The organism is Pseudomonas sp. AC136 (assembly GCF_979258585.1).
In genome coordinates, this window is record NZ_OZ409865.1 from 2,065,787 (window position 1) to 2,090,278 (window position 24,492).

At 53.5% G+C, this 24,492-nt stretch carries 24 protein-coding genes and 2 pseudogenes; 15 read left to right on the top strand and 11 right to left on the bottom strand.

The genetic code is table 11. The features are described from left to right. Nucleotides 1-8 precede the first annotated feature (8 nt). The 3 genes and pseudogenes from ACZZZU_RS09330 to ACZZZU_RS09340 all read left to right on the top strand — a co-directional run bounded on the left by ACZZZU_RS09330 (nt 9) and on the right by ACZZZU_RS09340 (nt 4,737). A complete protein-coding gene (locus ACZZZU_RS09330; protein ID WP_463550424.1) occupies nt 9-1,460 on the top strand; it encodes a DEAD/DEAH box helicase family protein in 1,452 nt (483 codons plus the stop codon). A 964-nt stretch (nt 1,461-2,424) separates the two neighbouring features. Next, nucleotides 2,425-2,728 (top strand): annotated as a pseudogene (locus tag ACZZZU_RS09335) (Y-family DNA polymerase); the annotation flags it as partial. 248 nt (nt 2,729-2,976) lie between these two features. After that, on the top strand, nt 2,977-4,737 hold the full coding sequence (locus tag ACZZZU_RS09340) for a reverse transcriptase domain-containing protein (protein ID WP_463550425.1): 1,761 nt from the start codon (nt 2,977-2,979) through the stop codon (nt 4,735-4,737). Between the two features lie 39 nt (nt 4,738-4,776). Here ACZZZU_RS09340 and ACZZZU_RS09345 read toward each other — a convergent pair whose 3' ends face one another. The 3 genes from ACZZZU_RS09345 to ACZZZU_RS09355 are packed head-to-tail and all read right to left on the bottom strand — an operon-like array spanning nt 4,777 to nt 5,923. Further along, nucleotides 4,777-5,379 carry a hypothetical protein gene (locus tag ACZZZU_RS09345; protein WP_463550426.1) on the bottom strand — a complete coding sequence of 201 codons (603 nt, stop codon included), beginning with the start codon at nt 5,377-5,379 and terminating at the stop codon, nt 4,777-4,779. Continuing rightward, nucleotides 5,376-5,696: a hypothetical protein gene (locus ACZZZU_RS09350; protein WP_463550427.1), complete on the bottom strand. Its 321-nt coding sequence runs from the start codon at nt 5,694-5,696 to the stop codon at nt 5,376-5,378. Before ACZZZU_RS09350 ends, ACZZZU_RS09345 begins: the two co-directional genes overlap by 4 nt. A gap of 2 nt (nt 5,697-5,698) precedes the next feature. Further along, on the bottom strand, nt 5,699-5,923 hold the full coding sequence (locus ACZZZU_RS09355) for a hypothetical protein (protein WP_463550428.1): 225 nt from the start codon (nt 5,921-5,923) through the stop codon (nt 5,699-5,701). A 164-nt stretch (nt 5,924-6,087) separates the two neighbouring features. Between ACZZZU_RS09355 and ACZZZU_RS09360 the strand changes: the two genes are divergently transcribed. Continuing rightward, nucleotides 6,088-6,426 (top strand): helix-turn-helix domain-containing protein, encoded by a 339-nt coding sequence (locus ACZZZU_RS09360; RefSeq protein WP_463550429.1) that lies wholly within the window; start codon nt 6,088-6,090, stop codon nt 6,424-6,426. A 34-nt stretch (nt 6,427-6,460) separates the two neighbouring features. Here ACZZZU_RS09360 and ACZZZU_RS09365 read toward each other — a convergent pair whose 3' ends face one another. The 3 genes from ACZZZU_RS09365 to ACZZZU_RS09375 all read right to left on the bottom strand — a co-directional run bounded on the left by ACZZZU_RS09365 (nt 6,461) and on the right by ACZZZU_RS09375 (nt 8,980). Continuing rightward, nucleotides 6,461-7,036 carry a hypothetical protein gene (locus ACZZZU_RS09365; RefSeq protein ID WP_463550430.1) on the bottom strand — a complete coding sequence of 192 codons (576 nt, stop codon included), beginning with the start codon at nt 7,034-7,036 and terminating at the stop codon, nt 6,461-6,463. An 85-nt stretch (nt 7,037-7,121) separates the two neighbouring features. Continuing rightward, nucleotides 7,122-7,772, bottom strand: a complete 651-nt coding sequence (locus ACZZZU_RS09370; protein WP_463550431.1) for an Eco29kI family restriction endonuclease — start codon at nt 7,770-7,772, stop codon at nt 7,122-7,124. Beyond that, nucleotides 7,769-8,980, bottom strand: a complete 1,212-nt coding sequence (locus tag ACZZZU_RS09375; RefSeq protein ID WP_463550432.1) for a DNA cytosine methyltransferase — start codon at nt 8,978-8,980, stop codon at nt 7,769-7,771. The genes ACZZZU_RS09370 and ACZZZU_RS09375 overlap by 4 nt, the downstream gene beginning before the upstream one ends. A 358-nt stretch (nt 8,981-9,338) precedes the next feature. On the opposite strand from ACZZZU_RS09375, the gene ACZZZU_RS09380 reads away from it, so the two are divergent. Next, nucleotides 9,339-10,073, top strand: a complete 735-nt coding sequence (locus ACZZZU_RS09380; protein WP_463550433.1) for a recombinase family protein — start codon at nt 9,339-9,341, stop codon at nt 10,071-10,073. Nucleotides 10,074-10,151: 78 nt separating this feature from the next. On the opposite strand, the gene ACZZZU_RS09385 is transcribed toward ACZZZU_RS09380, so the two are convergent. Both ACZZZU_RS09385 and ACZZZU_RS09390 read right to left on the bottom strand, forming a co-directional pair. Next, a complete protein-coding gene (locus tag ACZZZU_RS09385; protein ID WP_463550434.1) occupies nt 10,152-12,314 on the bottom strand; it encodes an AAA family ATPase in 2,163 nt (720 codons plus the stop codon). A gap of 79 nt (nt 12,315-12,393) precedes the next feature. Further along, nucleotides 12,394-13,398 carry a hypothetical protein gene (locus ACZZZU_RS09390; RefSeq protein ID WP_463550435.1) on the bottom strand — a complete coding sequence of 335 codons (1,005 nt, stop codon included), beginning with the start codon at nt 13,396-13,398 and terminating at the stop codon, nt 12,394-12,396. Nucleotides 13,399-13,604: 206 nt separating this feature from the next. On the opposite strand from ACZZZU_RS09390, the pseudogene ACZZZU_RS09395 reads away from it, so the two are divergent. Together ACZZZU_RS09395 and ACZZZU_RS09400 are read left to right on the top strand one after the other, a co-directional pair. Then, nucleotides 13,605-13,829 (top strand): annotated as a pseudogene (locus tag ACZZZU_RS09395) (EI24 domain-containing protein); the annotation flags it as partial. 39 nt (nt 13,830-13,868) lie between these two features. Then, a complete protein-coding gene (locus ACZZZU_RS09400) occupies nt 13,869-15,038 on the top strand; it encodes a glycosyltransferase family 4 protein (protein ID WP_122494187.1) in 1,170 nt (389 codons plus the stop codon). Nucleotides 15,039-15,091: 53 nt separating this feature from the next. On the opposite strand, the gene ACZZZU_RS09405 is transcribed toward ACZZZU_RS09400, so the two are convergent. Further along, the gene (locus ACZZZU_RS09405; RefSeq protein ID WP_463550436.1) at nt 15,092-15,379 is read right to left on the bottom strand and encodes a PA4642 family protein; all 288 of its coding nucleotides are present in this window, start codon (nt 15,377-15,379) and stop codon (nt 15,092-15,094) included. Nucleotides 15,380-15,441: 62 nt separating this feature from the next. Then, nucleotides 15,442-15,912 (bottom strand): hypothetical protein, encoded by a 471-nt coding sequence (locus ACZZZU_RS09410; RefSeq protein ID WP_463552125.1) that lies wholly within the window; start codon nt 15,910-15,912, stop codon nt 15,442-15,444. A 170-nt stretch (nt 15,913-16,082) separates the two neighbouring features. Between ACZZZU_RS09410 and ACZZZU_RS09415 the strand changes: the two genes are divergently transcribed. From ACZZZU_RS09415 to ACZZZU_RS09440, 6 genes are all read left to right on the top strand, one after another. Beyond that, nucleotides 16,083-17,027, top strand: coding sequence for a 4-hydroxyproline epimerase (locus tag ACZZZU_RS09415; RefSeq protein WP_463550437.1), 945 nt, complete (start codon nt 16,083-16,085; stop codon nt 17,025-17,027). Next, a complete protein-coding gene (locus ACZZZU_RS09420) occupies nt 17,024-18,130 on the top strand; it encodes an NAD(P)/FAD-dependent oxidoreductase (protein ID WP_463550438.1) in 1,107 nt (368 codons plus the stop codon). The genes ACZZZU_RS09415 and ACZZZU_RS09420 overlap by 4 nt, the downstream gene beginning before the upstream one ends. Then, nucleotides 18,127-18,372 carry a (2Fe-2S)-binding protein gene (locus ACZZZU_RS09425; RefSeq protein ID WP_463550439.1) on the top strand — a complete coding sequence of 82 codons (246 nt, stop codon included), beginning with the start codon at nt 18,127-18,129 and terminating at the stop codon, nt 18,370-18,372. The genes ACZZZU_RS09420 and ACZZZU_RS09425 overlap by 4 nt, the downstream gene beginning before the upstream one ends. After that, nucleotides 18,369-19,628: an FAD-dependent oxidoreductase gene (locus ACZZZU_RS09430; protein WP_463550440.1), complete on the top strand. Its 1,260-nt coding sequence runs from the start codon at nt 18,369-18,371 to the stop codon at nt 19,626-19,628. Before ACZZZU_RS09425 ends, ACZZZU_RS09430 begins: the two co-directional genes overlap by 4 nt. A 33-nt stretch (nt 19,629-19,661) precedes the next feature. Then, nucleotides 19,662-20,408, top strand: a complete 747-nt coding sequence (locus ACZZZU_RS09435) for a PAS domain-containing protein (protein WP_463550441.1) — start codon at nt 19,662-19,664, stop codon at nt 20,406-20,408. Between the two features lie 103 nt (nt 20,409-20,511). Beyond that, on the top strand, nt 20,512-21,429 hold the full coding sequence (locus ACZZZU_RS09440; protein ID WP_463550442.1) for a dihydrodipicolinate synthase family protein: 918 nt from the start codon (nt 20,512-20,514) through the stop codon (nt 21,427-21,429). Between the two features lie 284 nt (nt 21,430-21,713). On the opposite strand, the gene ACZZZU_RS09445 is transcribed toward ACZZZU_RS09440, so the two are convergent. After that, complete coding sequence (locus ACZZZU_RS09445; RefSeq protein WP_463539941.1) at nt 21,714-22,271, bottom strand: hypoxanthine-guanine phosphoribosyltransferase; 558 nt, start codon at nt 22,269-22,271, stop codon at nt 21,714-21,716. 262 nt (nt 22,272-22,533) lie between these two features. On the opposite strand from ACZZZU_RS09445, the gene upp reads away from it, so the two are divergent. Beyond that, nucleotides 22,534-23,172 (top strand): uracil phosphoribosyltransferase, encoded by a 639-nt coding sequence (gene upp, locus ACZZZU_RS09450; protein WP_122452495.1) that lies wholly within the window; start codon nt 22,534-22,536, stop codon nt 23,170-23,172. 3 nt (nt 23,173-23,175) lie between these two features. Beyond that, nucleotides 23,176-24,450 (top strand): uracil-xanthine permease family protein, encoded by a 1,275-nt coding sequence (locus ACZZZU_RS09455; RefSeq protein WP_122494200.1) that lies wholly within the window; start codon nt 23,176-23,178, stop codon nt 24,448-24,450. The last annotated feature ends 42 nt before the right edge of the window (nt 24,451-24,492 follow it).

Here is a 24,492-nt window from a genome sequence, read left to right on the forward strand (position 1 = left end):
TAGAAACCATGCAAACGACAACCATACATTTAGCGACCGGATTACCGGGGACAGGAAAATCAAAAAAAGTTATTGAATCAATGTCACGCATCCTTCAGAAGGGCAATAAAATTATTTATTGCGCCCCAACGATTGATTTAGCAGTAGAAATTGTTGGACGATTGAAATCCGAGGGTGTGGATGCTTACAGAATTGACAGTCAAGTTGAACGTGGAGTTAGTTGCACTGCTGATCTGGACGAAGCACTGAAACCTGACAGCAACATCAACTTTATTATCTGCCAACACGCAACATTTCCTACGTGTTCGGAAAAGCACTTGAAGGACTGGTGGCTAATCGTCGACGAGACTCCCACGATACTTAAGTTCGCGTTAAATACGTTCAATCAAACACAAATTGACGACCTTGGACTGTTACACGAGATTCATGGTCAGTTGAAAATACGTCACGGCAAGCGTCCAGACGTCGAAAAAGAAGTTGCTCTTACAAAAAAACGTGATGATAGTAATAAACTAGCAAGTCCTACTATAAGTGCTGAAATAGGAACCATCTATCAGGCGTTATTAGATGATCACCCCGTGTTGATATACGAAGCAGCGAAAAAAAAGGGGCTGCGGGTGGTTTGCGCTGTCATTGAATCAAATTTCTTTGAAAAAATATCGAAAGTAAAACGGGTTGATCTACTTACCGCCACCATTGAAGGCACCGTTTTTGACCTTTATGCAAAGCTGAACACAATAGGTTATGAGCGATCATTTTTTACACCTGAACCACGTGAGGATTACCCGGAAGTAGCAATATACCCAACCCTACCTAAAACAAAGAAGTTTTCAAAGACCGTTGCAACTTCGTCCGATGACAATATAACCTCTGTGCTCTCGAAGATGGCCGCTTCCGTAAAAGCTAAAATACCAAATGAGCAATGTCTGTTTTTCACTCATTCATGGGCATCGATTGATTTGGGCGACACGTTCATACCCTGCAAATACGACAGTCGCGGAATCAACAACCTTCAGCATCATAAAAATGCATTCGTTGCCATTCACGGGAACCCACCGACGTTAGCGTCGAAAGCGTTTGTCTATCTGTCTGAAAAGTACGGAATACCAAGCGGTAATTTCTATGACGCTTGGAAGACTACGAACAAACTCGAGGTAGCGTTACAAAACGTGTTCCGAACCGGCATTCGGAATCCCCTATGTGAAAAAAAATTCAATTTTTTTGTAGTAGACCACGAAATCGCAAACTTCCTGAAGGAGCATCTACCGAATGCGAAGATATACGTAGACTTAGAATTCAAACTGGCCGTAAAACCACTAGGTCGGCCAAAATCCGAAAAACACATTGAAGCGGAGGATATGATCAAGCAACGATTAAAGACGCCAGAAATAGCGGTGAAGCTCAACATGAGCAAAACCTGGGTATCGGACATTCGGCGACGACTTAAATTAGCCGCTTGAGCCATCAACATACCCGAATGTCACCGGCTATTAATACTTTAGAATTTTCGAACCTAAACCATACCAGAATAGTAATAGAACCGTAGGTTCGGGAAGCGGTCCGAAGGAACGCTGACCCTTTTTAGACATTCATAGTGCGTTAATACCTTAAAGGTTTATAAGGACTTTCCGAACCTAAACCGTACCAGAACAGCAATAGAACCGTAGGTTCGGGAAGCGGTCCGAAGGAACGCTGACCCTTTTTAGACATTCATAGTGCGTTAATACCTTAAAGGTTTATAAGGACTTTCCGAACCTAAACCGTACCAGAACAGTAATAGAACCGTAGGTTCGGGAAGCGGTCCGAAGGAACGCTGACCCTTTTTAGACATTCATAGTGCGTTAATACCTTAAAGGTTTATAAGGACTTTCCGAACCTAAACCGTACTAGTCAGCCTTCGCCTACGGCTCGGCGGGAACTTCGTTCCCAATCAGTTTTTAACTATTTGGTGGGTACAGGTTATAAACACACTTATCGTATTTGCCCTAGCGGGCCACTCCGTTAAACCATGGTATAAGTCCAACACTTTGGTTTCGCCCATTTTTCAGCTGTGATACTCGGTAAGGCAATTGAATAACTCTTACCCCCGCTTCAGCATCCGCCTTTTGGGCATGACTGTACTTGCGCTTCTAAACTGATTACGGTCAGCCCGATTCCACCTCTTGGGTGTTAACCCATTTTTCCCCCCACCCGTCACCAGACGTTGACCACCGGACGCCCGAGAATAAATACTGTATATACATACAGCTACATTCCAAGGTGACGTACATGACAACCGCCCACATCCTTGGCCCAGCCGGCGGCGCCACCACCTTCAATTCGCCTTACTCCAGCAAGGTGTCAGCAGGATTTCCATCGCCAGCTCAGGATCACCTGGAGATGAAATCTCGCTGGATGATCTGCTGCGCATCGGATCGCCACACATTGAGCGAACGGATGATGTCTGTCATCGAATCCATGGTTCGGGCGACCGAGGTTTACAGCATTGATGAATGCTTCGCCGATTTAACCGGTATGACCGTGCCACTGGAAAGGCACGCCGTCAGGGCGCGTGTGTTGCGTTCTACCGGCTTACCTGTGGGTGTGGGTATTGCCACGTCAAAGACGCTCGCAAAGCTCGCAAATCACGCGATGGCAACAGTCAACAGGGGGTGTCGTTGATATCTGCGCCCTTGAACGCCGTGACAAGCTGCTAAAGGTCATTGATGTCGGCGAAGTCTGGGGAATAACCCAAGCAACTCATTCACTCATGTATCAACCCACTCTGATCAGGTGTCCCACAACGGACACGTCCTTGACAGGGGCATAGCGCACTGATATCAATTACCTACCGAGTATAGGGGCAAAATTTAACTTTCCACTGACTATATGCGGTGGTCTAGTCAAAGTTAGCTTTGCCCGTTACGCGCCTTGAAGTATTATTCAGCTTGGCGATGAGTGTAAAAGACAAAATAGCCCCTATACTCGGTCCTTTAAATGAATTTAGATGAAATCTTCGACAACATTCTCGAACCCAACCTCAAAAGCCTTTACGGCTTATGCAAGCTGCTAGAAGTTGATCAAGAAATCCTTCTTAAATTCTTATACAAAACGAAGTCAATTCATTATAAAAGCTTTCCAGTTCCCAAGAAGAATGGCTCCGAACGCGTTATCAAAGCTCCGAAACGGGCAATGAAAGCATTACAAAGACGACTACTTTCCAAGCTAGAACCATACTACACACCAAAATCATCAAGCCATGGCTTCATAAAAGGAAGAAGCATTAAATCCAATGCAATCCTTCATGCGAACAAAAATTTCGTATTTAACATCGATTTAAAAGACTTCTTTGGAAGCATACACTTCGGCCGCATTAAGAACCTTATGATGGCTCCGCCATTCAACGCGCCTCATAATGTAGCGACCGTAGTAGCCCACATGTGCTGTCACGAAGGAACCCTTGTGCAGGGTTCGCCTATATCTCCTTTAATATCAAACATGATTTGCCGAAAACTAGACGCGCAACTTCAGGCATTAGCAAAAATCAATAAATGCCATGTGACGCGCTATGCAGATGACATTTCCTTTTCGTTTACTAGCTCGCTTAGACATTTACCTCCGGCCATTGTGGAGGTTACAGCAGACGGCAGAGCGATTCCTGGTGAAGAGTTAGAAAAAGTAATAAAGGTAAATGGGTTCAAAATCAACCCAGAGAAGACCAGACTTCAAAACCGTTTACAGCGTCAAATGGTGACAGGCCTAGTCGTAAATAAGTTTCCAAATGTTCCTCGCGAGTATATACGCCTTACAAGCTCTATGATTAATGCGCTCAGAAGATACGGCGCGCAGCTCGCTGAAGAAAGATATTTTGAAATAATAAATGGGGGCAAAAAAAGCGTACCTGCTCGACAAAATGAAAGGGTCAAAAAAGACTCCGGCGACCTGTTCATAAAAATCGTCAAAGGACGTTTGAACTACATTCAAATGATTCGCGGCCGAACAGACACTGTTTATCGCAGACTGGCCTATCAGTTCACTGTCGCCATAGGAAAGCCAAATATTGAGTTTAAGAAAAGCCCGCAAGAAATTTTGGGTAATTCTATTTTTTCCGTAGAAAACTTAACTAATTATAGTTATGGCACAGCGTTCCTGCTTGAAGGTGTTGGAATAGTCACAAACGAACACGTAATAAACGGCGTTGACCAGGCATCAGCACCAAATATGATATATTTCAAACGTCACGGGGATAGTAAGCAGTATACGGCCCAGCTGATTCATGCTGACTCCAAAGCTGATTTGGCTGTATTTCACCCTGGACCGGAGTTCAACAAAATACCCCTATTGAACAGGTCAACCAAAAGACCTATTAAACCCATGGACCCGATATTGTCCATAGGTTTTCCGAAACCTCGGGAAGATACTGCTCACTACATTACCAAGGGGCATACTACTCAATTTCGACGACAGGTCGATTTAGAGCTATGGTTAATTGATGTCGCATTAATGGAGGGAAACAGCGGAGGCCCCGTCTTCAATGACTCAATGGAGGTTATTGGAATCGCATCAAGAGGTGCCACAAAAAACAAACTTGAAGATACGCTATATGGATTCATACCTATTGACTCACTGAATAGTTTTATTGCGCAGCCGAAATTCAGATTTCGTAGTCAATTACTGAACCTTATAAATGGTAGAAAATTTTCGCCAGCATCAAAGACCACCGGAAAGTACATCAGGAATAGCTACTTCAAAGTATAGACAAGAAGAGTCCATATGGGCCCTTCTCATTCGTGGGAATTACGGCATTTCAGCTAGCTTTGCCTCAACAGCTATGCACTCAAGCAAATGTACTTTCCCGAACAGGGGAGTAGCTTTCGGGCAAAAGAAGTAGAACCGCTGGCCAGGATCATAGCGGGCTGCAAACTGCATCTGCGGCACCACGTCTTCTACTTCCGGCTTGCCGTTCTTGACCCTCAATAAGGATTGCAGCCGGTACAGGGTCACAACCACTTCACTAGGGGTGTCAGGGTCGATGATCATGTTGACCGCATTATCGTAAACCGCGATCCGCCCGAGCACACCTTTATAGATGTTTCGTGTGTCGTACTTGATCGTTGCACGCGCAGGATTGGCTTTCCAATCTTTAACTACCTGCTTGGTATCAACCGCGTTTTCTTCCTTCAAACCCTTGCCTGTACGCTGCCATTCATTAGCAAAATCTTCGTATGCTTCAGCCTTCATCCGAGCAGCTTGTTGCTGCCTAACTGCGTCTTCATCCTGGCCGGTAGCGTGCTTGTAAAAGTCCGTTTGAGTGGGGTCCTGGTTCGTACCAGCACATGCCATACCACTAAGCAAAACACCTCCTAGGATCGCGGCATAGCGCCGTGTGAGCGGCATCATTTGAATGACGCCTTACAGAAACGACAAACCTTCGCCTGTTTCAAAATCAGCTCGGCACACGAACCACATTTGACGGTGGCGCGAGTTTCGATCTTCTTTTGATTTTTGCTGTGCAACATCACCATATCTATTGCCATCACCACATTCATACATGCCCATACCATCAAGATATTTTGAGCAGCGTTCGATTTGAAAATCGCCAGGATCAGCGCACACGCAGCGATGCCTAGAATCCAGCGAGACATGTAGACATAACCCAATCCTGGCAGAAGCAGATTCAGGCCAATAGCCAACGGCAGAGATTTAGATTTGGTCATTTTCAAACACCTTGCTGGTGCTGGGATTTCAGTCGTTTCAGTGCCGACGGTATTCCCCAAAGAAACAGAACCGACGCCAGCAGAAGCATCGCGACGGTTACCAAAGCCCCCTGCGCAAATGCCATTGGAATATCTGCGGATAAGTGCATCCGGTAACCGATGAAACCGACGAGGAAAGCAACTGGCGTGCTGGATGCTGCGATAAATATGGCTAGTAGGATTTTCACGATTACTGCTCCTTGATACGTGATTCGTCTGTGTACCGACAGACGACAATTTACGGAGCAGATTCTAACGCCACAGGTCTAGTTTTCAACATAAAACTAACACCACGTGTTGTTCATGACAGCGCCCGGGCCGGTAACCATTGCGGTTTAGATTTGGTGGCCCAATGAATCAGCAAGCGTCAGTTCTGTTAGGCATTCGTATTAAAGCGCTGAGGAAGGCTAAGGGTATGACCCAAGCCAAGCTTGGAGAGCGGTGCGGCTACGAACCGATGACAATCAGCCGATTCGAACGCGGTGAGAATTCGCCGGGGTTCGATGCGTTGGTGATGCTGGCTGAAGCGCTAGAAATTCCGTTACATCAGCTTGTACAGTTGGACGACAACGATCAAATGAGCGCGTCGCAAATCCGTCAGGAAATCTGTGAGCTGGTGTTCCGTAACAATGAGAGCGAACAGCTCGCTGAAGTACTAAAAGCTGTTCGTAAGTTGTTGGGGGGGAAGTAAACTAACCGATCCGTGGTTAGGACTCAGCTGCTGGCTACAGACTCGACAGTACCGATTGAATTTTTTGCAGATAGATCGCAACCAGGATCGCCGGCAAGGCTATCACCAAGGCATATCCCGCCAATTGCACAGCAAGATCATGGTAGACACTTCTATCCGTCAGACGGGCAAGGCTGTCAGCGTAATACGCTAAATTTTGTTGTGTCTTGTGTGTTCTTTTAACAACACTGGCCAGCTTAAGTTTGGCGCTTTTCATCCGTTCATCGTATGCGGCTACAACGTCACCTGACGGGTTCGAAAGCCAATCAGCAGCGCCCAATATTTCGTGACCGACACGCTCCCCTACTGCTCCCACAACGCCGCCAGATTGACCGCTGACGACAGCTATTGCCCCACCCGCCACTACTACGCTGGCCTTAGCAACAGTACGTGCACCAGCGACTAATCGTGCAATCCGATTGGGTTTTGATTTTTCGGCTTCCGAGATTTCGATTTCAAGACACAACCGCTGGCGATGTAATTGGCGAAGGTCAGAACCTATCATTTTGATATGACGACGAAGTGTCACGATGTTTTTGAGCCTTCGCTTGCGAGCAATTCCGAGCAGCATTCAGTCACTCCTTCGACCGTTAGTTGAACATCAGTTGAATCAGCCAAAAGCGTTGCATTGAGCTGCGTTGGCAGTGCCTTATCTGCTATTCGCCTTCGGCTTGAATGAATTGGGTAGACAGGCTCGGCGTACGTTCACGGAGGTAGGTTGCGGCATCATCTGCAATGTCCTTCGCTTTTTCGGGTCTGTCGGCGAGACTCATCGCCCAGGAACGACCAGGATGCAATACGTCCCAGCGGGGTCTCATTCCGGCGTGTCTACCTTTGCCAGGGTTATGGTTGCCAAACCCATCAATGAGTGAATTCCAGACAGGGGTGAACCTGGCGATGATCAATGACTCACCCAGCGGTATCCAGATGTCATCCACCACCAGAAAGCGGCAGTAGAAATCATCAATGCTTAGGTTTTCTGCAGCACGGATACTATCGGCGTGTTCCTTCAGACGTTTCTGAAGAACTTTGCCCGGCGTAGTACCCAAATCCCCCCCCATTCGCGCCCCGGCTGGAACAGCCTTACCTACATAAATAGGTAGCATGAACTGCCCGTTCTGATTCAGCGAAGCTAGCCGAGAGTATGCAGCGAAATCCCCTGTGTAATAGATGGCGTAAACCCCAGCACCGTCAAAGGATGGTAGAGCGTTAAGCGGATGCACCTCTTTGGATAAAAGCGCTTCCGCAACACTTGCACCTAGGTTCTTCTTGTCCAACGGGTTAAATGGAACGACCTTCCCTGTCATGCGACGTGTCCCACTTTCTTAACGGATTTCTGAATCGCAATTAGCTCTGCAATTGCCAGTTTTTCAGCGACGCTCGAAGCGACCTGCTGTGCAAGCAGAACGGGCACTGCATTTCCAAGCTGACGCATCGTTTCCGACCAGCTGCCATGAAAGCGGAACCCATCGGGGAAGGTTTGAATCCGAGCGCTTTCACGTACGGTGAAATAACGGACATCGCCATTATCCTTGACCAGCATATTCTCGCCACCAGGCACACCGTGATCGCCCGCCTTTAGCGTTTTAGCAGGTAAGTCCAGCGGACTGCCAGTGTGCCCAGGGTATGATCTTGCACCGCCCTGAAACGCATGATTTGGCACCTTTACGGCGGCTTTGCTTTCGGGGTCCGGCAAATCGGAAATCGCGTCACGAACCGTCCGCCAAGGAAGTTTATCCATGGGTAATAAATCGGTTTTTAGCTTCCGTACACGCGAATAGAGCTTGGCAGGCAGCTCAGGCATTCGCAGGCTATGCCTGGCCCAATATTCACCAGTGACCCACTGAGAATGAAGCAAGGCATCGTAGCTGTGGGTTTCTTCTGGGAATGACCATTCAACGCCAAGGTCGTCTCTGAAACCGACGATGAAAACCCTTTCGCGCTTCTGTGGCACACCAAAATCCGCAGCATTCACGAGGGTTGGCACCACGTTGTAGGTATGCCCTTTACCCTTGCGTTTACCGGACGTGCGTTCGATTTGAAGGCGCATCAGGTGGTCGTACCAACCCTCGTCCTTTCTACGCGGCAATTCCGGAAATTCCAGCTGAAGCAGAATGTACTGGTAGTAGTTTGCAAAAGCGGCACGGGTGAGGCCTTTGACGTTCTCAACGATGAACGCCTTTGGTTTGAGTCGTCGAATCACGTCCACCGTTGCCGGGAACATATCGCGACTATCATCGTAGGCACCGTGCTTACCGCCAATGGAAAATGGTTGGCAAGGGGGACCACCGGCAAGCAATTCGATGCCTTCGGGAATACTGGTCCAATCGAATCCCCGCACATCACCCTCGTGGAGAGTCCAATCTTTAACTAAAGGGTAACCACGCTTTTGGTTCTCACGAACCGTGTCGCACGCCCATTTGTCCCACTCCACCACCGCAGAATGCGAAAATCCGGCAATTTCACACCCCATTGCAAGACCACCAGCCCCAGCGAAAAGCTCAACGGACTTCATTCCTTGCCCCCTAAACCGAAAAAGCCACTCGGCTTTCCATTGTTATATGCAGTCTGCAAATCTGTTGACCCTTCACTGATAACACCCACTACATGACTTGCGTAACAGGAACAATGCATACGCGAAACTCACGTACAAAAATCAGTGGTGCATTCTACCAGTCCGCTGCTCCACCATCATCCAAAACGCTTCTTGAATACACAACGCACAGAGTGACCTAACGACAAGCCGAAATTACCAAAATCTATCGATTAAACCAGATCAATTATCGTTAAGCACAAACTGAAATTTATCATTTCGTTGACCACCGTCCAGGAAATGTAATATTGTTGATATACATTGCCAATGAGCCGTTTACATGAAAGTAATTGCCTATCTGCGGGTTTCAACAAAAGGTCAAGCCGGATCAGGCCTAGGACTTGAAGCCCAACGTGAATATATAACCACCGCAGCGAATAGCTACAGCTGGGAAATTATCGGAGAGTTCATTGATACCGCTAGCGGCTCAATTACTCCGGGCGATCGTGCGGAATTTATGAAAGCCATGAACGCATGTAGAACGGAAAAAGCGATTCTGGTAGTGGCTAAGTTGGATAGATTGAGTCGTGATGTAGAACATGTTGCGCGAATTATGAAAGAGATAGATTTCAGAGTCGCAACTATGCCAACAGCAGACAAATTTCAATTACATCTATATGCAGCACTTGCCGAGCAAGAGAGAACCTTTATTGCAAACCGAACGCGAGACGCATTGAAGGCATTGAAACAACGGGCGCAGAATGGAGATGTCGAAGCTAAAATAAAAATAATGTCGCGTGATGCAGGCCGCCAATTGGCGCACTCAATGGAATCCCATAAGATCGCTACGGCTGCTCGTCAGAAAAGCTCTTACGCTTTCGCAAAATCCATAGAGCAAGAAATCAAATCATGCATGTTCGACCAAATTACAACATTGCAGGGAATAGCTGACTGTTTGAATATAAAAAACCTGAAAACTATCAAAGGCAAACAATGGTCAGCAACCGGCATTAAACGCACTATCGAAAAACTAGGTATAAATAAAATCAAAAAACCATATAAACCCCACCCATAAATTACAATATATTTCGCCAGGCCATAGAAGTATCAAGCAATATGCTGATATACACCTACTAACTATAAATCTAAAGCCCTACAGCAAATTGACCTCAGCATACAATGCAGCCAGATGCCCCGTCGACAAATCGAGGATAGGCTCATACATAAACGAATTGAGGTGAATATTTGAACTAACAGTAACACTAACCTTTCGCAGCGTTGATAACGAAGGGCAGGTGGAAAAAGTTCTGGAATAAATACCAAGGAGCTTTCCGAACTGACTGTTATCCGTACACCAATAATTGGGATTCGCCAACTCATCACGAATCCGAGCAAGCATATAATACTCAGCCTTTAACCGAATCGCGATGGACATCACCACTTTGTCCTCAAGATTCAGTCCACTCTGTACCGGATTAGCAATAATCGCCTCAGCTTGCTCGAAGATGATTTCCTGGAGGGGTTTTATGCTACCGGGATGATTGCAACCAAACGTAGAATTGTAAATATCCACAAAATTTTGATGCGTTATTCCGGAAGTATCAGGCTTCTGATGCAGCATGCTTGTAAGAGTCAAATACGGCAAAGCATCATGACCTTGGGTGTACTCGATGATATTCCGGGTGAATGGAATAGACGCACACATGGCACGTAGATTGGTAGAAAAATCACGCTTCAGAATACCTATGAAATAATTCTCTACCCCCTGCGCAACCTCTAACTCAATTTTCCCGGGATGTTTATTTGCCATCAAACAACGCTTTCTATGTACAAACTTTGTCAAACTGCGAAAGAAATCGTAATTATGCGTAAGTATAATTTGATATACATTATTCTTGGCTTCGATATCTTCAAGATACTGAATTATCGCGTGTTTGTTTTTATAATCAAATGAATCCGCAATATCATCAATAATAAACACCGCCTCATGATCCAGCTTACTTTTAGCTTCGACTTCAAATATAAAATTCAAAAGATAAAGCGCTCGTTTCTCCCCCTGACTAAGGGTTTTCAAATCATCACGCTTAAGTGATGCCTCTGTCCCATCTTCATCCTTGAACACATATGCAAGTCGCGCTTTTTCTTTGCCAAGCGCAGCATTAACATGGTTATCCACGTTCAATCGAAATGGCATATCCGTAAAACGATTATTGAAAAGTTCAACAGCCTCGGTCCACTCCGGCACCAAAGTCGCCGCTTCCAGTTCGATATCGCTTATTTCTTGCTTTGCAGCTGCATACAGACTTACATAGGCCGATACCTCAGGCGCATCGGAATACATTTTCCAAAGCATATTCCTGAAGTCACTTTGGTTTTCGGGCTTTAACCCCTCCAACAAAATTCCGATCTCACTAAGCGGCCGGTTTTCAAAGATACGTGCAATTGCTTGCGTTTGAACATTCTTTGCAATTTCATTTTTGATTGAATTCAAACGTTGATCGGCTTCGATTTTAGAGAGAATTGATTTAACTCTGGCTTCCACTTCATCCAAACCCACCGGACCATTGTCACCCTGAAGATACAAAAGGTGACCACCCTCAAAATAACCCTGAGACTTCAAAGTAGAGAAAGACTTCTCTGCTTTGATCGGATTGAATATATCTCTTTTAAAGATTGTACCTTCCTGCGTGAAAATTTCTTGGTAACGCTCACTGAACTCATGCGCATTACTCAAAAAATCGGGACGATTCAATAAATCGGCAACTCTACCATCAAAGATGGTGGCATAGTTATAACTCAATGGAGGCGAATCAATTGAATTACTTTGGGCCAATTTATCCAGGCAGCTTATAAGATCGCTACCCCCCACATCACCTATTATCTTTGATTCAACTTCACTCTTCGGCACCCCAGACAGCTTCTGAAGAGCATTAATCGCTTTGACTTTCTGCTTCTCGATATTAATAATCAATGCATCGTATCGAACTTTTTTGTCAGGACTTACCAGAATATTGGATATTTCCGGACTTTCCTGTGATATATCCACCTCAGCTTTAAGTACAAAAATTGCCTGCTGCGCTATCGGATCACTATCGATTGTTACAGTACATTCAGAAGTGCGATTAAATCTCTCTTCTTTAGGAGCTACACCTTCACTAAGACGATCAAAAGTCTTGGTGAATGACGTTTTCATCAATCCATTAGGCGCATAAATTGCAAATGACTTTTTCCGGCTTTCAATGGCGCCAAAATCGAAACAATACTTTAATGATTTGATGCCATAGCAGTTAACCAGCTCTACAGATAACTCTTTCACATTCGACATCCTTGTTTTAATCAAACCTTGGTCAAAACGCCATGGCTTTAGATTCCTGTCAACACCACCAACAGTTCAGCTAACCTTCAATCGAGACGCGATTCTTATGCAGCACAAACGATATAACATTAATATCCAAGCTCTTTAGGGCAGATTCAATATCATTCGGGATTTTTTCGCCCGTCGGAACCACCACATACTTTTGGGTCAGCTGTTTACCACACCCTTGATGCACCAATAACTGCCCTATAGCCGTATATAACGCCTGCCGACTAGAGTTAGTTTTAACCTCAAACACTTTCACAAGCTGCTTTTTATCATCCTCGACCCCCAAGTCGATTAACTGGCTCTTCACTATTCTGTGATTTGAGCCAACTCCGCGCTGCGTTACCCAGGTTGACAACGCATGAACTATGTCACCATGGCGAGTAATGTATTCAAACTCACGTTCACGCTTACCTTTCTTACGACCTGAAAACTCCTTAAAATACTCTTGATAACTGGACCCAGTTTCCACTTCCTGAGTTGCAATATAATCACCAGCTATCACAGCAGCCTTAAAGTCCATTACCGATTGAACAAAAGATGAAACATTGTCGCTAAGATCGTAATTGATAGCCGATACAATTATGCCAAACCGAATACTGCCATCAGCGGCTATTACTGGAACTGGCTGTTTGCTGGTCCACCGAAGAAAGTTTTCTTGGCCGATTCCAGCCCGGCCTCCACCTACCCCACCGTCATGCATTACAAAGATTTGACCAGTGACAGTATCTTTCGCAAAGAAGCCAGAAACTCGTCGCGTATTGCTTTCAGTCGGGATGTTTATCTCCACTACGATTTGAAGGTTACCAGCGTGGTCATAGACTCCGAATGAGTTCCAATAACGTGGTGTTTGCTGGTCGTCGTGTGGCCTGATTTGAGCAAACCAAAAGCGATTGTTGTGTGCAATCGGTAGTACTTTGCTGGACGGTCTCCATACAACAGTACGGCGCTCCGCCCCTGTCCAAGCAGCTTCTATTCCTTTGGCAAACTGCCTCTGGGCGGCGACCTTTTCACTCCGTCCTTCAATAAGCGTAAGCACCCACTCTCTCCTTGGTTGCCATCAGAATGCCTTCATTAAAGGCCAACTATCGATCTATGCCAATCCGTCGAATGTGGAAGGTGCGTACTGAATGGACCTCATCGCAGACACTCGCTTGCTGAACCACGTTGCTGATACATTTGTGCCACAACCCTTGGGAAAGGGGCTTGTGATTTCGCGGCCTACGGCTAACAAATGAACGTTGTGAGTACATCGACTACCCGGCCGACAACAACAAACTCGGCTGGAACGAAATGCTCGCCTGGCTGCGCGAAAAGCGCTGGCAGAGTTTGGGTTTTGGCGGCTCGGTGTACCTGGCGTTGCTGATTCCCGGCGTCAACGTGGTGATGATGCCGGCCGCAGTGGCTGGGGCTACGTTGTTTTGGGTGCGTGAGCGCTCGGCAGCGGCTGTCACAACCGTGCAACGCTAACGTCATACGGCTTAAACGACGCCAGCCGAGACTGGCGTTATGAGCCAATTCCCCCTCCACATCGCGCTGATCAGCGAAACCTTCCCTCCGGAAATAAACGGCGTCGCCAACACGCTAGGGCGTTTGTGTGCGGGGTTGCGTGAGCGCGGCCATCAGCTGCAGCTGGTGCGTCCACGGCAAAGCGTGGACGACGGGCAGAAAAGTACCGACGAGTTGTTGCTCACGCGCGGCTGGCCGTTGCCGGGCTATCCGGGTTTGCAGTGGGGGCAGGCGTCGATGCACAAACTGCTGCGGCGCTGGAAACGGCGGCGGCCGGACGTGCTGTACATCGCCACCGAAGGCCCACTCGGGCTTTCGGCGTTGCGCGCGGCCAGGCGCTTGCGCATTCCGGTGATCAGCGGCTTTCACACCAATTTCCAGCAATACAGCAGCCACTACGGGCTGGGCATGCTGACTCGCGTGCTGACCAATTATTTGCGCTGGTTTCACAACCGCTCGCAACTCACGTTAGTGCCCAGTGCCAGTCAGAGCCTGGAGTTGCAGCGGCGCAGTTTCGAGCGCGTGCATTTGCTTGCCCGTGGCGTCGACAGTCAGCTGTTTCATCCGGCCAAACGCAATGCCGAACTGCGCCGTGCGTGGGGTGTGGAGGACGGCGAGCTGGCGGTCATCCATGTCGGACGCATTGCCGCCGAGAAGAACTTAGCGCTGTTGGTGCGCAGTTTTCGAGCGTTGCAATCGCGTTACCCCGAGCAGCGCCTGAAGTTGATCATGGTCGGCGACGGACCGCAGCGCTCAGGCCTGCAAAAGGAATTGCCCGACGCCGTGTTCTGCGGCGTGCAGCGCGACCAAGCGCTCGCCGCGCACTACGCCAGCGGCGATCTGTTCCTGTTTCCCAGCCTGTCGGAAACCTTCGGCAATGTGCTGCTCGAAGCGCTCGCGTCGGGGCTGGCGGTGGTCGCGTATGACCAGGCGGCAGCGGCGCAGCATATTCGCCACGGCCACAACGGCGCGCTGGCGATGCCCGGTGATGAAGAGGCGTTTATCGACAGCGCCTGCTGGCTGCTCGAAGACCCGGAAACCCTGCGCCGCGTACGCCTCAATGCCCGGCAACATGCCAGCCGCCAGGGCTGGCCGGCGATTGTTCAGCAGTTCGAAACCTATTTGGTCGACACCTGCCGCAGCACCAGCACCCTGCCCGTCACGCCGTAGCGCCCACAAAAAAGCCCGTCACCTGGACGGGCTTTTCAGCATTGCCAACCCACTCAACCGCGAGCCGCTTTGATCGCCTCGATGTACGGCTCAGCCAGGCGCTGATCCTGAATCAGGGCGACGAAATCACTGCCCTTGGCATCTTTGGCGTTGAGGTCGTAGCCGGCTTCCACGAAGAAGGTCAGAAAGCGCTCGAAGTCGTCGATGCGCAAACCACGGTAGGCCTTGACCAATTTGTGCAGCGACGGCGGCGTCTCATCGGCCGGTTCCACCGCGAGGAACAGCTTGATCGGCTCGTCACCAATCTCTTCGCCAATCACCTGTTTCTTGTCTTTACGCATGGGTCTTTTCTCTTAACGGGGGAACGCCGGGCCGGCAGTTTACTCTGCGCCGGGGCGCTGGCTCAACGCACACGCTGGGCAGCGCTGTGCAGATCAGCCCAGACGTGGCCGTTGGGGTAACTCAGAAACTGCACATACACGCCGCCGCTGCGCAGCAGGTCGAGCAACATGGAGTACTGCGCCAGCGGGTAATTAAGGTTTAGGGTTTTGCCAGCTTCGTCCAGGCCCGGGCGCTTGAGGCTTTTGCCTTCCGTCTCGAAGCGCACCAGCACCTGCGTAACCGTGGCGCCCTTGCTCACGGCTTTGGTCTTGAGCAGCAGCCAGGCCGGTGAGGTGATGGGAATGGGTTGCTGGTTCGACTCCCGCTCGCTGCCAACCACCACCGAATACTCGGTCACTTGCAGCACTTGCTGCTGTTCTGGCGCTTCATGGCGCAGGTTCTGGTCGTCGGGCGGCAGGTACTGTTCGTGAGGCAACGCGGCGCTGGCCAGCGGTGCGGCACAGAGAAACAAGGCAATTAAAGAAAAACGCAGCACGGTCAGCTCCTCGGAAAAATCAGCGCGCCACCTTAGCACGCGTTTTCCTACAGCCAAGTGGCAGCGTTCTGTGCCGATTTCGTCATCCGCGCGGCGCAAAACCCTCAAGCCGATTGACGCCTGAACGCTCAGTCTTGCAGAACCTTCTACGGTTTCGGAGACGCCCCATGCGCCGCATCCAGATTATCGACAGCCACACCGGCGGCGAGCCGACCCGGCTGGTGATCGACGGTTTTCCCGACTTGGGCACCGGCAGCATGGCCGAGCGCCGTGCGCTGTTGGCGGACCGCTACGACGCCTACCGCGCCGCCACGTTGCTAGAGCCACGCGGCAGCGACGTATTGGTCGGCGCCCTGCTCTGTGCGCCGGTCGATCCGTCGGCCTGCGCAGGGGTGATTTTCTTCAACAACAGCGGCTACCTCGGCATGTGCGGCCACGGCACCATCGGCCTGGTGATTTCCCTGGCGCACCTGGGCCGCATCGGGGCAGGTACGCACCGCATTGAAACGCCGGTGGGCACCGTGGAGGCCACGTTGCATGACGACCACTCGGTGAGCGTGCGCAACGTGCCGGCATACCGTTATCGCTCCGCCGTGCAGGTGGATGTGCCGGGTTACGGCGCCGTGACCGGCGACATTGCCTGGGGCGGCAATTGGTTTTTCCTCATCGGCGAACACGGCCAACGCATCGACGGCAGCAACCTCGACGCCCTTACCGCCTACACCGTGGCCATCAGCGCGGCGCTGCAAGCCAACGGCATTTATGGTGAAGACGGCGGCGTGATCGATCACATCGAACTGTTCGCCGACGACGACCAAGCCGAGAGCCGCAACTTCGTCTTATGCCCAGGCAACGCCTACGACCGCTCGCCCTGCGGCACCGGCACCAGCGCCAAGCTGGCGTGCCTGGCGGCAGACGGCAAGCTCAAACCCGGCGAAATCTGGCGTCAGGCCAGCGTCATCGGCAGCCAGTTCGAAGGCAGCTACACCTGGCTCAATGACGGCGAGCCCGGCCGAGTGATTCCTACCATTCGCGGCCGGGCGCATTTAAGCGCCGAAGCCACGCTACTGCTGCAAGACGACGACCCGTTCGCCTGGGGCATCGTGTTGTGAATGCGGACGTCATCATCGTCGGCGCCGGTATCGTCGGCGCGGCCTGCGCCCACGCCTTCGCCCAGCACGGCCTCGATGTGCTGCTGCTCGACGACCTGCGCGGCGGCGCCACCGCCGCCGGCATGGGCCACTTGGTGGTGATGGACGACAACCCCGCCGAACTGGCGCTCAGCCAGTACTCGCTGGGCCTGTGGCGACGCTGGGCGCCGGCGTTGGACGAGGGCTGCGCCTATCGAAATTGCGGCACGTTGTGGCTGGCAGCCAACGACGAAGAACTGGCCGTGGCCGAACATAAACGTGCGCTGCTGGAAGCCGAAGGCTTGGGCTGCCGCATGCTCGGCGCCGAGGCCGTCCGTGAGGCGGAACCGATGCTGCGACCGGGCCTTGTGGGTGGGCTGCATGTCAGCGGCGACGGCATTGTTTACGCGCCTAACGTGGTGCGCTGGTTACTCACGCAACAACCCGAACGTATTCGTCAGCGCCAGGCCACGGTCAGCGAAGTGAGCGGCAACCGCGTGCGCCTGGACAGCGGCGAATGGCTAAGCGCCTCGGCGGTGGTGCTGGCATCGGGCAGTGCCCGCGACCTGTGCCCGGAGTTGCCGATTCGGCCGAAGAAGGGTCACTTGCTGATCACCGACCGTTACCCCGCGCGCATTCGTCATCAATTGGTGGAATTGGGCTACGTCAGCAGCGCCCACAGCAGCAGCGGCACCTCGGTAGCATTCAATGCCCAACCGCGCCCCACCGGGCAAATTCTGATCGGCTCGTCGCGCCAGTTCGACAGCCTCGACCCCGCCGTAGACCACGACGTGCTCGCGCGCATGTTGGCCCGTGCCCTCGATTACTTGCCGGAGCTGGCGAACATGAACGCCATCCGCAGCTGGACCGGCTTTCGCGCCGCCACACCCGATAGCTTGCCGCTGCTCGGCCCGCACCCGAGCCAAGCCGGCTTGTGGTTGGCGCTGGGCCATGAAGGCCTGGGCGTGACCACGGCGCCGGGCAGCGCGCAGTTGCTGGTCAACCAAGTGCTCAAGCAACCCAGCGCCATCGACTCTGCGCCCTACTCGCCCTTGCGCTTTGCCAAGGCGGAGCAACCGGCATGAGCGCGGCCATCGAACTGCACGTGGATGGCCGCGCCGTGCGCGTAGCCCTCGGCACCAGCGTTGCCGCCGCGCTGTACCTGGCCGGCGACGGAACCAGCCGCACCGCGCTCGACGGCAAACGTCGCGCGCCGTTCTGCGGCATGGGCGTATGCCAGGAATGCCGCGTGAGCATCAACGGCCAACGCCGCCTGGCCTGCCAAACCTTGTGTGCCGATGGCATGCAGGTGGAGACGCAGCCATGACCCGCGATTTCGACCTGCTGATCATCGGCGCCGGCCCAGCCGGCATGGCTGCCGCCGTGGCTGCCAGCAGCAGCGGACAACGCATCGCCTTGCTCGATGACAACCCCGCTACCGGCGGGCAAATCTGGCGCGCCGATATTCATTCCCCGGCCGCTAACCCTGCGCAAACCCTGCGCGCGCAATTGGCCGCGGCCCCCAACATTGAGCTGTTCACCGGCACCCGCGTCATCGCCCAAACCGGCGCCCAGCAATTGCTTCTAGAGAACGCGTCGCACAGTTGGCGGGTGAACTATGGGCAGTTGATTTTCTGCACCGGCGCGCGGGAAATCTTGCTGCCCTTCCCCGGCTGGACGCTGCCAGGCGTTACCGGCGCGGGGGCGTTGCAGGCGCTGATAAAAGGCGGCGTTCCGGTGCGCGACGAGCGCGTGGTTATCGCCGGCAGTGGGCCGTTGTTGTTGGCCAGCGCGGCCAGCGCCAAAGCGGCGGGTGCCCAGGTGGTTGCCATCGCCGAGCAGGCACCGGTCCGCTCTATCGCCGCCTTTGCCGCGCAGCTGCCGCGCTGGCCGAGCAAGCTGCGTCAGGCCATGCAGTTGGCCGACTGGCGTTATCAAATGAGTAGCCACGTGCTCGAAGCGCTGGGCCACGACCGCTTGGAAGCGGTGCGTATTCGCCAGGGCAACCGCGTGCGGGAAATTACCTGCACGCGCCTGGCCTGTGGCTTTGGTCTGCGCGCCAATACCGAGCTGGCCAGCGCCTTAGGCTGCGAGGTACGCGAGCGCGCCATCGTCGTCGATGCCCAGCAGCGCACCAGCCGCGCGGGGCATTTTGCAGCGGGCGAATGCACCGGCATTGGCGGCAACGAACTGGCACGCGTCGAAGGCGCCATTGCCGGCTATGCGGCAGCCGGCTTGCTCGACCAGGCCCAAGCGCTGGCAGCACAGCGCCAGCACTGGCAGCACTTTGCCGATCAACTCAACCGCTGCTTCGCCCTTGACCCGGCCTTGAATCACCTGCCCCAGGCCGACACCGTGCTATGCCGCTGCGAAGACGTGCCCTATGGCGCCGTGGCCGGGTTCGACGATTGGCGCCAGGCCAAGCTGCAAAGCCGCTGCGGCATGGGCGCGTGTCAGGGCCGCGTGTGTGGCAGCGCGGCTGAATTTCTACTCGGCTGGCCGGCGCCCGGCTTGCGCGCCCCGTTTGTGCCGGCGCGGGTTGAAAGCCTGCTTCCCAGCGCCGCGCAGCCGGCCGTAGAGTAAGGGCCGCCACCATGACCGGAGCCATCGCCGCCCATGTTTCCCACCGCGCTGCCCACCCCACGGGACTTGCCCGACCTGCTCGGCCGCCTGACGCAAATTGCGCCGCTGCTCGATGCCATGCCCGGCGTGGTGTTCTTCATCAAAGACATGCAGGCGCGCTACGTACTGGCCAACCAGACACTGGCGCAGCGCTGCGGCCTGCGCGACAAAAACGAACTGTTGGGCAAGACGGCGGCCGAGGTATTTCCCACCCGGTTTGGCTCGCTGTATACCGAGCAAGATCTGCACGTAATGAGCGCCGGCAACCCGCTGAGCGACCAGTTGGAGCTGCACCTGTATCCCGGTCGCGAGCCCGGTTGGTGCCTGACGCACAAGCTGGCATTGCGCGATGTGCACGGCGCGATCATTGGCATGGCGGGCATTTCCTACGACCTGCTGGCACCGCAGTCCAGCCATCCGGCGTACCAGAAACTGGCCAGCGTCGACGCCCATATTCGCCAGCACTACGCCCAGCCCATCAGCTTGCGCGACCTCACGCAACTGGCGGGGTTGTCGGTGGCGCAACTGGAGCGCCACTGCAAGCGCATCTTCCAGCTCACGCCGCGGCAGATGATTCACAAAGCGCGCCTGGGCGCCGCCTCGCAGCTACTGGCCGGCGACTTGCCGATCACCGAAATCGCCCTGCTCTGCGGCTACACCGACCACAGCGCTTTCAGCCGCCAATTCAAAGCCCTCACCGGTTTGTCGCCGACGCGTTATCGCGAAAGCCTCGCCCACTAACTGCCCTTGATCGCATGCCGCCCGGAAACGTTTCCGCGTCGGCGCGTGGGCGTTTGTCCTGTCTTTTCCCGTCCGTTACCTACAGCCATCCCAGGAGTCGCACATGAGCAACAAGCCTAACTGGAGCGGGGTGTTTCCCGCCGTCACCACACAATTTCGTTCTGACTTTTCCGTCGACCTGGACGCCACCCATGCGGTCATCAGCGGGCTGGTACGCGATGGCGTGTCGGGTCTGGTGATCTGCGGCACGGTGGGGGAAAACACCTCGCTGAGCGTCGAGGAGAAAATAAGCTTGGTGGAAGTGGCCAAAGACGCCTCGGCCGGGCGCGTACCGGTGATTTCCGGTGTGGCCGAATTCACCAGCCTCAACGCCAGCAAGGTGGCCAAAGAGGTTCAACGCGTGGGCGCTGACGGCATCATGTTGATGCCCGCCTTGGTGTACTCCTCCAAACCGTTCGAAACCGCCGCGCACTTTCGCAGCGTGGCCGCCAGCATCGACCTGCCGGTGATGGTCTACAACAACCCGCCGATCTACAAAAACGACGTGACGCCCGACATCCTCATTTCCCTGGCCGACTGCGACAACATCGTCTGCTTCAAAGACTCCTCCGGCGACACCCGCCGCTTCATCGACGTGCGCAACGAAGTCGGCGACCGCTTCGTGCTGTTCGCCGGGCTTGATGACGTGGTGTTGGAAAGCATTGCCGTGGGCGCCGTGGGCTGGGTATCGGGCATGTCCAACGCCTTTCCCAAAGAAGGCGAAACCTTGTTCCGCCTTGCCAAAGCCGGCCGCTTCGCTGAGGCGATGCCGCTGTACGAATGGTTTATGCCCCTGCTGCACCTCGACGCCCGCCCGGACCTGGTGCAATGCATCAAGCTGTGCGAGCAGATCATGCAACGCGGCACCGCCCTCACCCGCCCGCCGCGCCTCGCGCTGCCCGACAGTGATCGGCAATTTGTAGAAAGCGTGATGAAAAACGCGCTGGCCAAGCGGCCGGTGTTGTTGGACGTAGGGTTGTAAAAAGCATCGCGGCTTATTGGGCGGGAACCTCGTCTTTCTTGCCCTAAAAGCATCGCGGCTAAAGCCGCTCCCACAGACAGCGCGATACCTGTGGGAGCGGCTTCAGCCGCGATGCCCTTGACCTTAAAAAAATCCCCAACCCACTAAAAATCGAGATCGAGCGAGCTAGAGCCCTACAAGGCAAAAAGCCCTGCTGAAAGCGGAGTTGGCTGTAGCCAATGAGCATTTCAGCAGGGCTTTTTAACGCCGGAGGGCCGACGCGCAGCCGATCGGTTACTTACCCATTACATCCCTTTGACGGCGTAGATCCCGGGGGCATTACGCCAATAGCCCTTGTAATCCATGCCATAACCAAACACATACCGATCCACACACGGCATACCCACATAATCGGCCTTCAAATCCGGCCGCGCCTTACGGTCGTGGGTTTTGTCGACCAGCACGGCGATGCGCACGTGCTTGGCGCCAGCATGGCGGCAGAAGTCGATGATGGCGCCCAGGGTGTGACCTTCGTCGAGGATGTCGTCGATGATCAGCACTTCGCGATCAATGAAGGAAATCTCGGGTTTGGCTTTCCAAAACAGCTCGCCACCGCTGGTTTCGTTGCGGTAGCGCGTGGCGTGCAGGTAGGACAGTTCGAGCGGGAAGTTCAGTTTGGGCAGCAGCTTGCCGGAGAAAATCAGCCCGCCGTTCATGACGCAAAACACCACCGGATTGCTCTCGGCCATTTCGCTGTTGATGGCAGCTGCCATGGTGTCGATGGCCACTTCGACCTCGGCGTTGCTGTACAGGCAATCGGCCTCGGCCATCACTTGCTGGATGTGGGCGATATCGACGGACATGGGCTATTCCTCACGGGGTCTAGGTGCTGATCAAAACCTGATCAAGGCGTCAAAATAAAAGTCGGCAAAGGTACGCATCCCCTTGGCGTGGGGCAAGCCCCATCGGTCACGTGTCGCCAATGATGCGCGGCGTATCTGTTGGCGACATTTCCTGTCCGCAGGTACAGGAAATGTAGGCGACCACCCAGTCACGGCGCCACTTGGCATATCGAATGCTTTACTCTTGGCACAATTTTTTGCCAGCACGTTCGGAGCCCACCCCATGCCCATCCGCGAAATCCGCCACCCACTGATCCGCCACAAGCTAGGTCTGATGCGTCGCGCCGATATCAGCACAAAAAACTTCCGCGAACTGGCCCAGGAAGTGGGCGCCCTGCTCACCTACGAAGCCACCCAGGATCTGCCCCTGGAAAACTACGCCATCGATGGCTGGTGCGGCACTGTTCATGTGGAAAAAATTGCCGGCAAGAAAATCACCATCGTGCCGATTCTGCGGGCCGGCATTGGCATGCTCGAAGGCGTGCTCAGCCTGATTCCAGGCGCCAAGGTCAGCGCCGTGGGCGTGGCGCGTAATGAGGAAACGCTGCAAGCGCACACGTATCTGGAAAAGCTGGTGCCGGAAATTGATGAGCGCCTGGCGCTGATTATCGACCCGATGCTGGCCACCGGCGGCTCGATGGTTGCCACCATCGACCTGCTGAAAAAAGCCGGCTGCAAAGACATTCGTGCCATGGTGCTGGTGGCCGCGCCGGAAGGCATCAAGGCGGTGCAAGACGCGCACCCCGAGGTGATGATTTTCACCGCCTCCATCGATGAAAAACTCAACGAACACGGCTACATCATTCCCGGGCTGGGCGATGCCGGCGACAAGATTTTCGGCACCAAGCAGAAGGACGCCTAAGCGATGCAAGACGACTTCAACGATCCACTCTGGCGCACGGTGCTGTCGGGCGCACAGATGCTGTTTGTGGCGTTTGGCGCCTTGGTGCTGATGCCGCTGATTACCGGATTGGATCCCAACGTGGCGTTGTTCACCGCTGGCCTGGGCACCATCTTGTTCCAGATCGTCACGGGCCGGCAGGTGCCGGTTTTCTTGGCGTCGAGCTTTGCCTTTATCACGCCGATCATTCTTGCCAAGGGCCAGTTCGGCCTGGCCGCCACCATGGGCGGTATTGTCGCGGCAGGCTTCGTTTACACCTTTCTCGGCTTGGCCGTGAAAATCAAAGGCACCGGGTTTATCGACCGTCTGCTGCCGCCGGTGGTCATCGGCCCGGTGGTGATTTCCATCGGCCTGGCCATGGCGCCAATCGCGGCCAACATGGCCATGGGCAAATCCGGCGATGGCGCGGAGTTGATCCCGTACAAAACCGCCATGCTGATCTCCATGCCGGCATTGCTCACAACGTTGATCGTCGCCGTGTTCGGCAAAGGCATCTTCCGCTTGGTGCCGATCATTTCCGGCGTGCTGGTGGGCTTTGCCCTGGCGTTTTATTTCGGCGTGGTCGACACCGCAAAAATCGCCGCCGCACCGTGGCTGGAACTGCCGAAATTCACCGCGCCGGAATTCAACTGGCAGGCGATTCTATTCATCGTACCGGTCGCCCTGGCACCGGCCATTGAACACATCGGCGGCGTGATTGCCGTGGGCAGCGTGACGGGCCGCGACTACCTGAAAAAGCCTGGCTTGCACCGCACCCTGCTGGGCGACGGCATCGCTACCTCGGTAGCCGGTCTGTTTGGCGGCCCGCCCAACACCACCTACGCCGAAGTGACTGGCGCGGTGATGCTGACGAAAAACTACAACCCGAAAATCATGACCTGGGCGGCCGTCTTCGCCATCGTGCTGGCCTTTATCGGCAAGTTCGGCGCGTTGCTGCAAAGCATTCCGGTACCGGTCATGGGCGGCATTTTGTGCCTGCTGTTCGGCTCGATCGCAGCGGTAGGCATGAACACGCTGATTCGCCATAAGGTCGACCTCAGCGAAGCGCGCAATCTGGTGATTGTGTCGGTGACCCTGGTGTTCGGCATCGGCGGCGTGCTGGTCGGCACCGGCACCGGGCCGGATGACGTCGGCCTCAAAGGCATTGCCCTGTGTGCCATCGTCGCCATCGCCTTGAATTTGCTGCTGCCGGGTAACGACAGCTGGAAGCGCAAGGCTGAAGGCGAAATCGATCTGTAAATGCGGGTGGAGCGAATAACCTCCGGGTTATTCGCTCCTGAC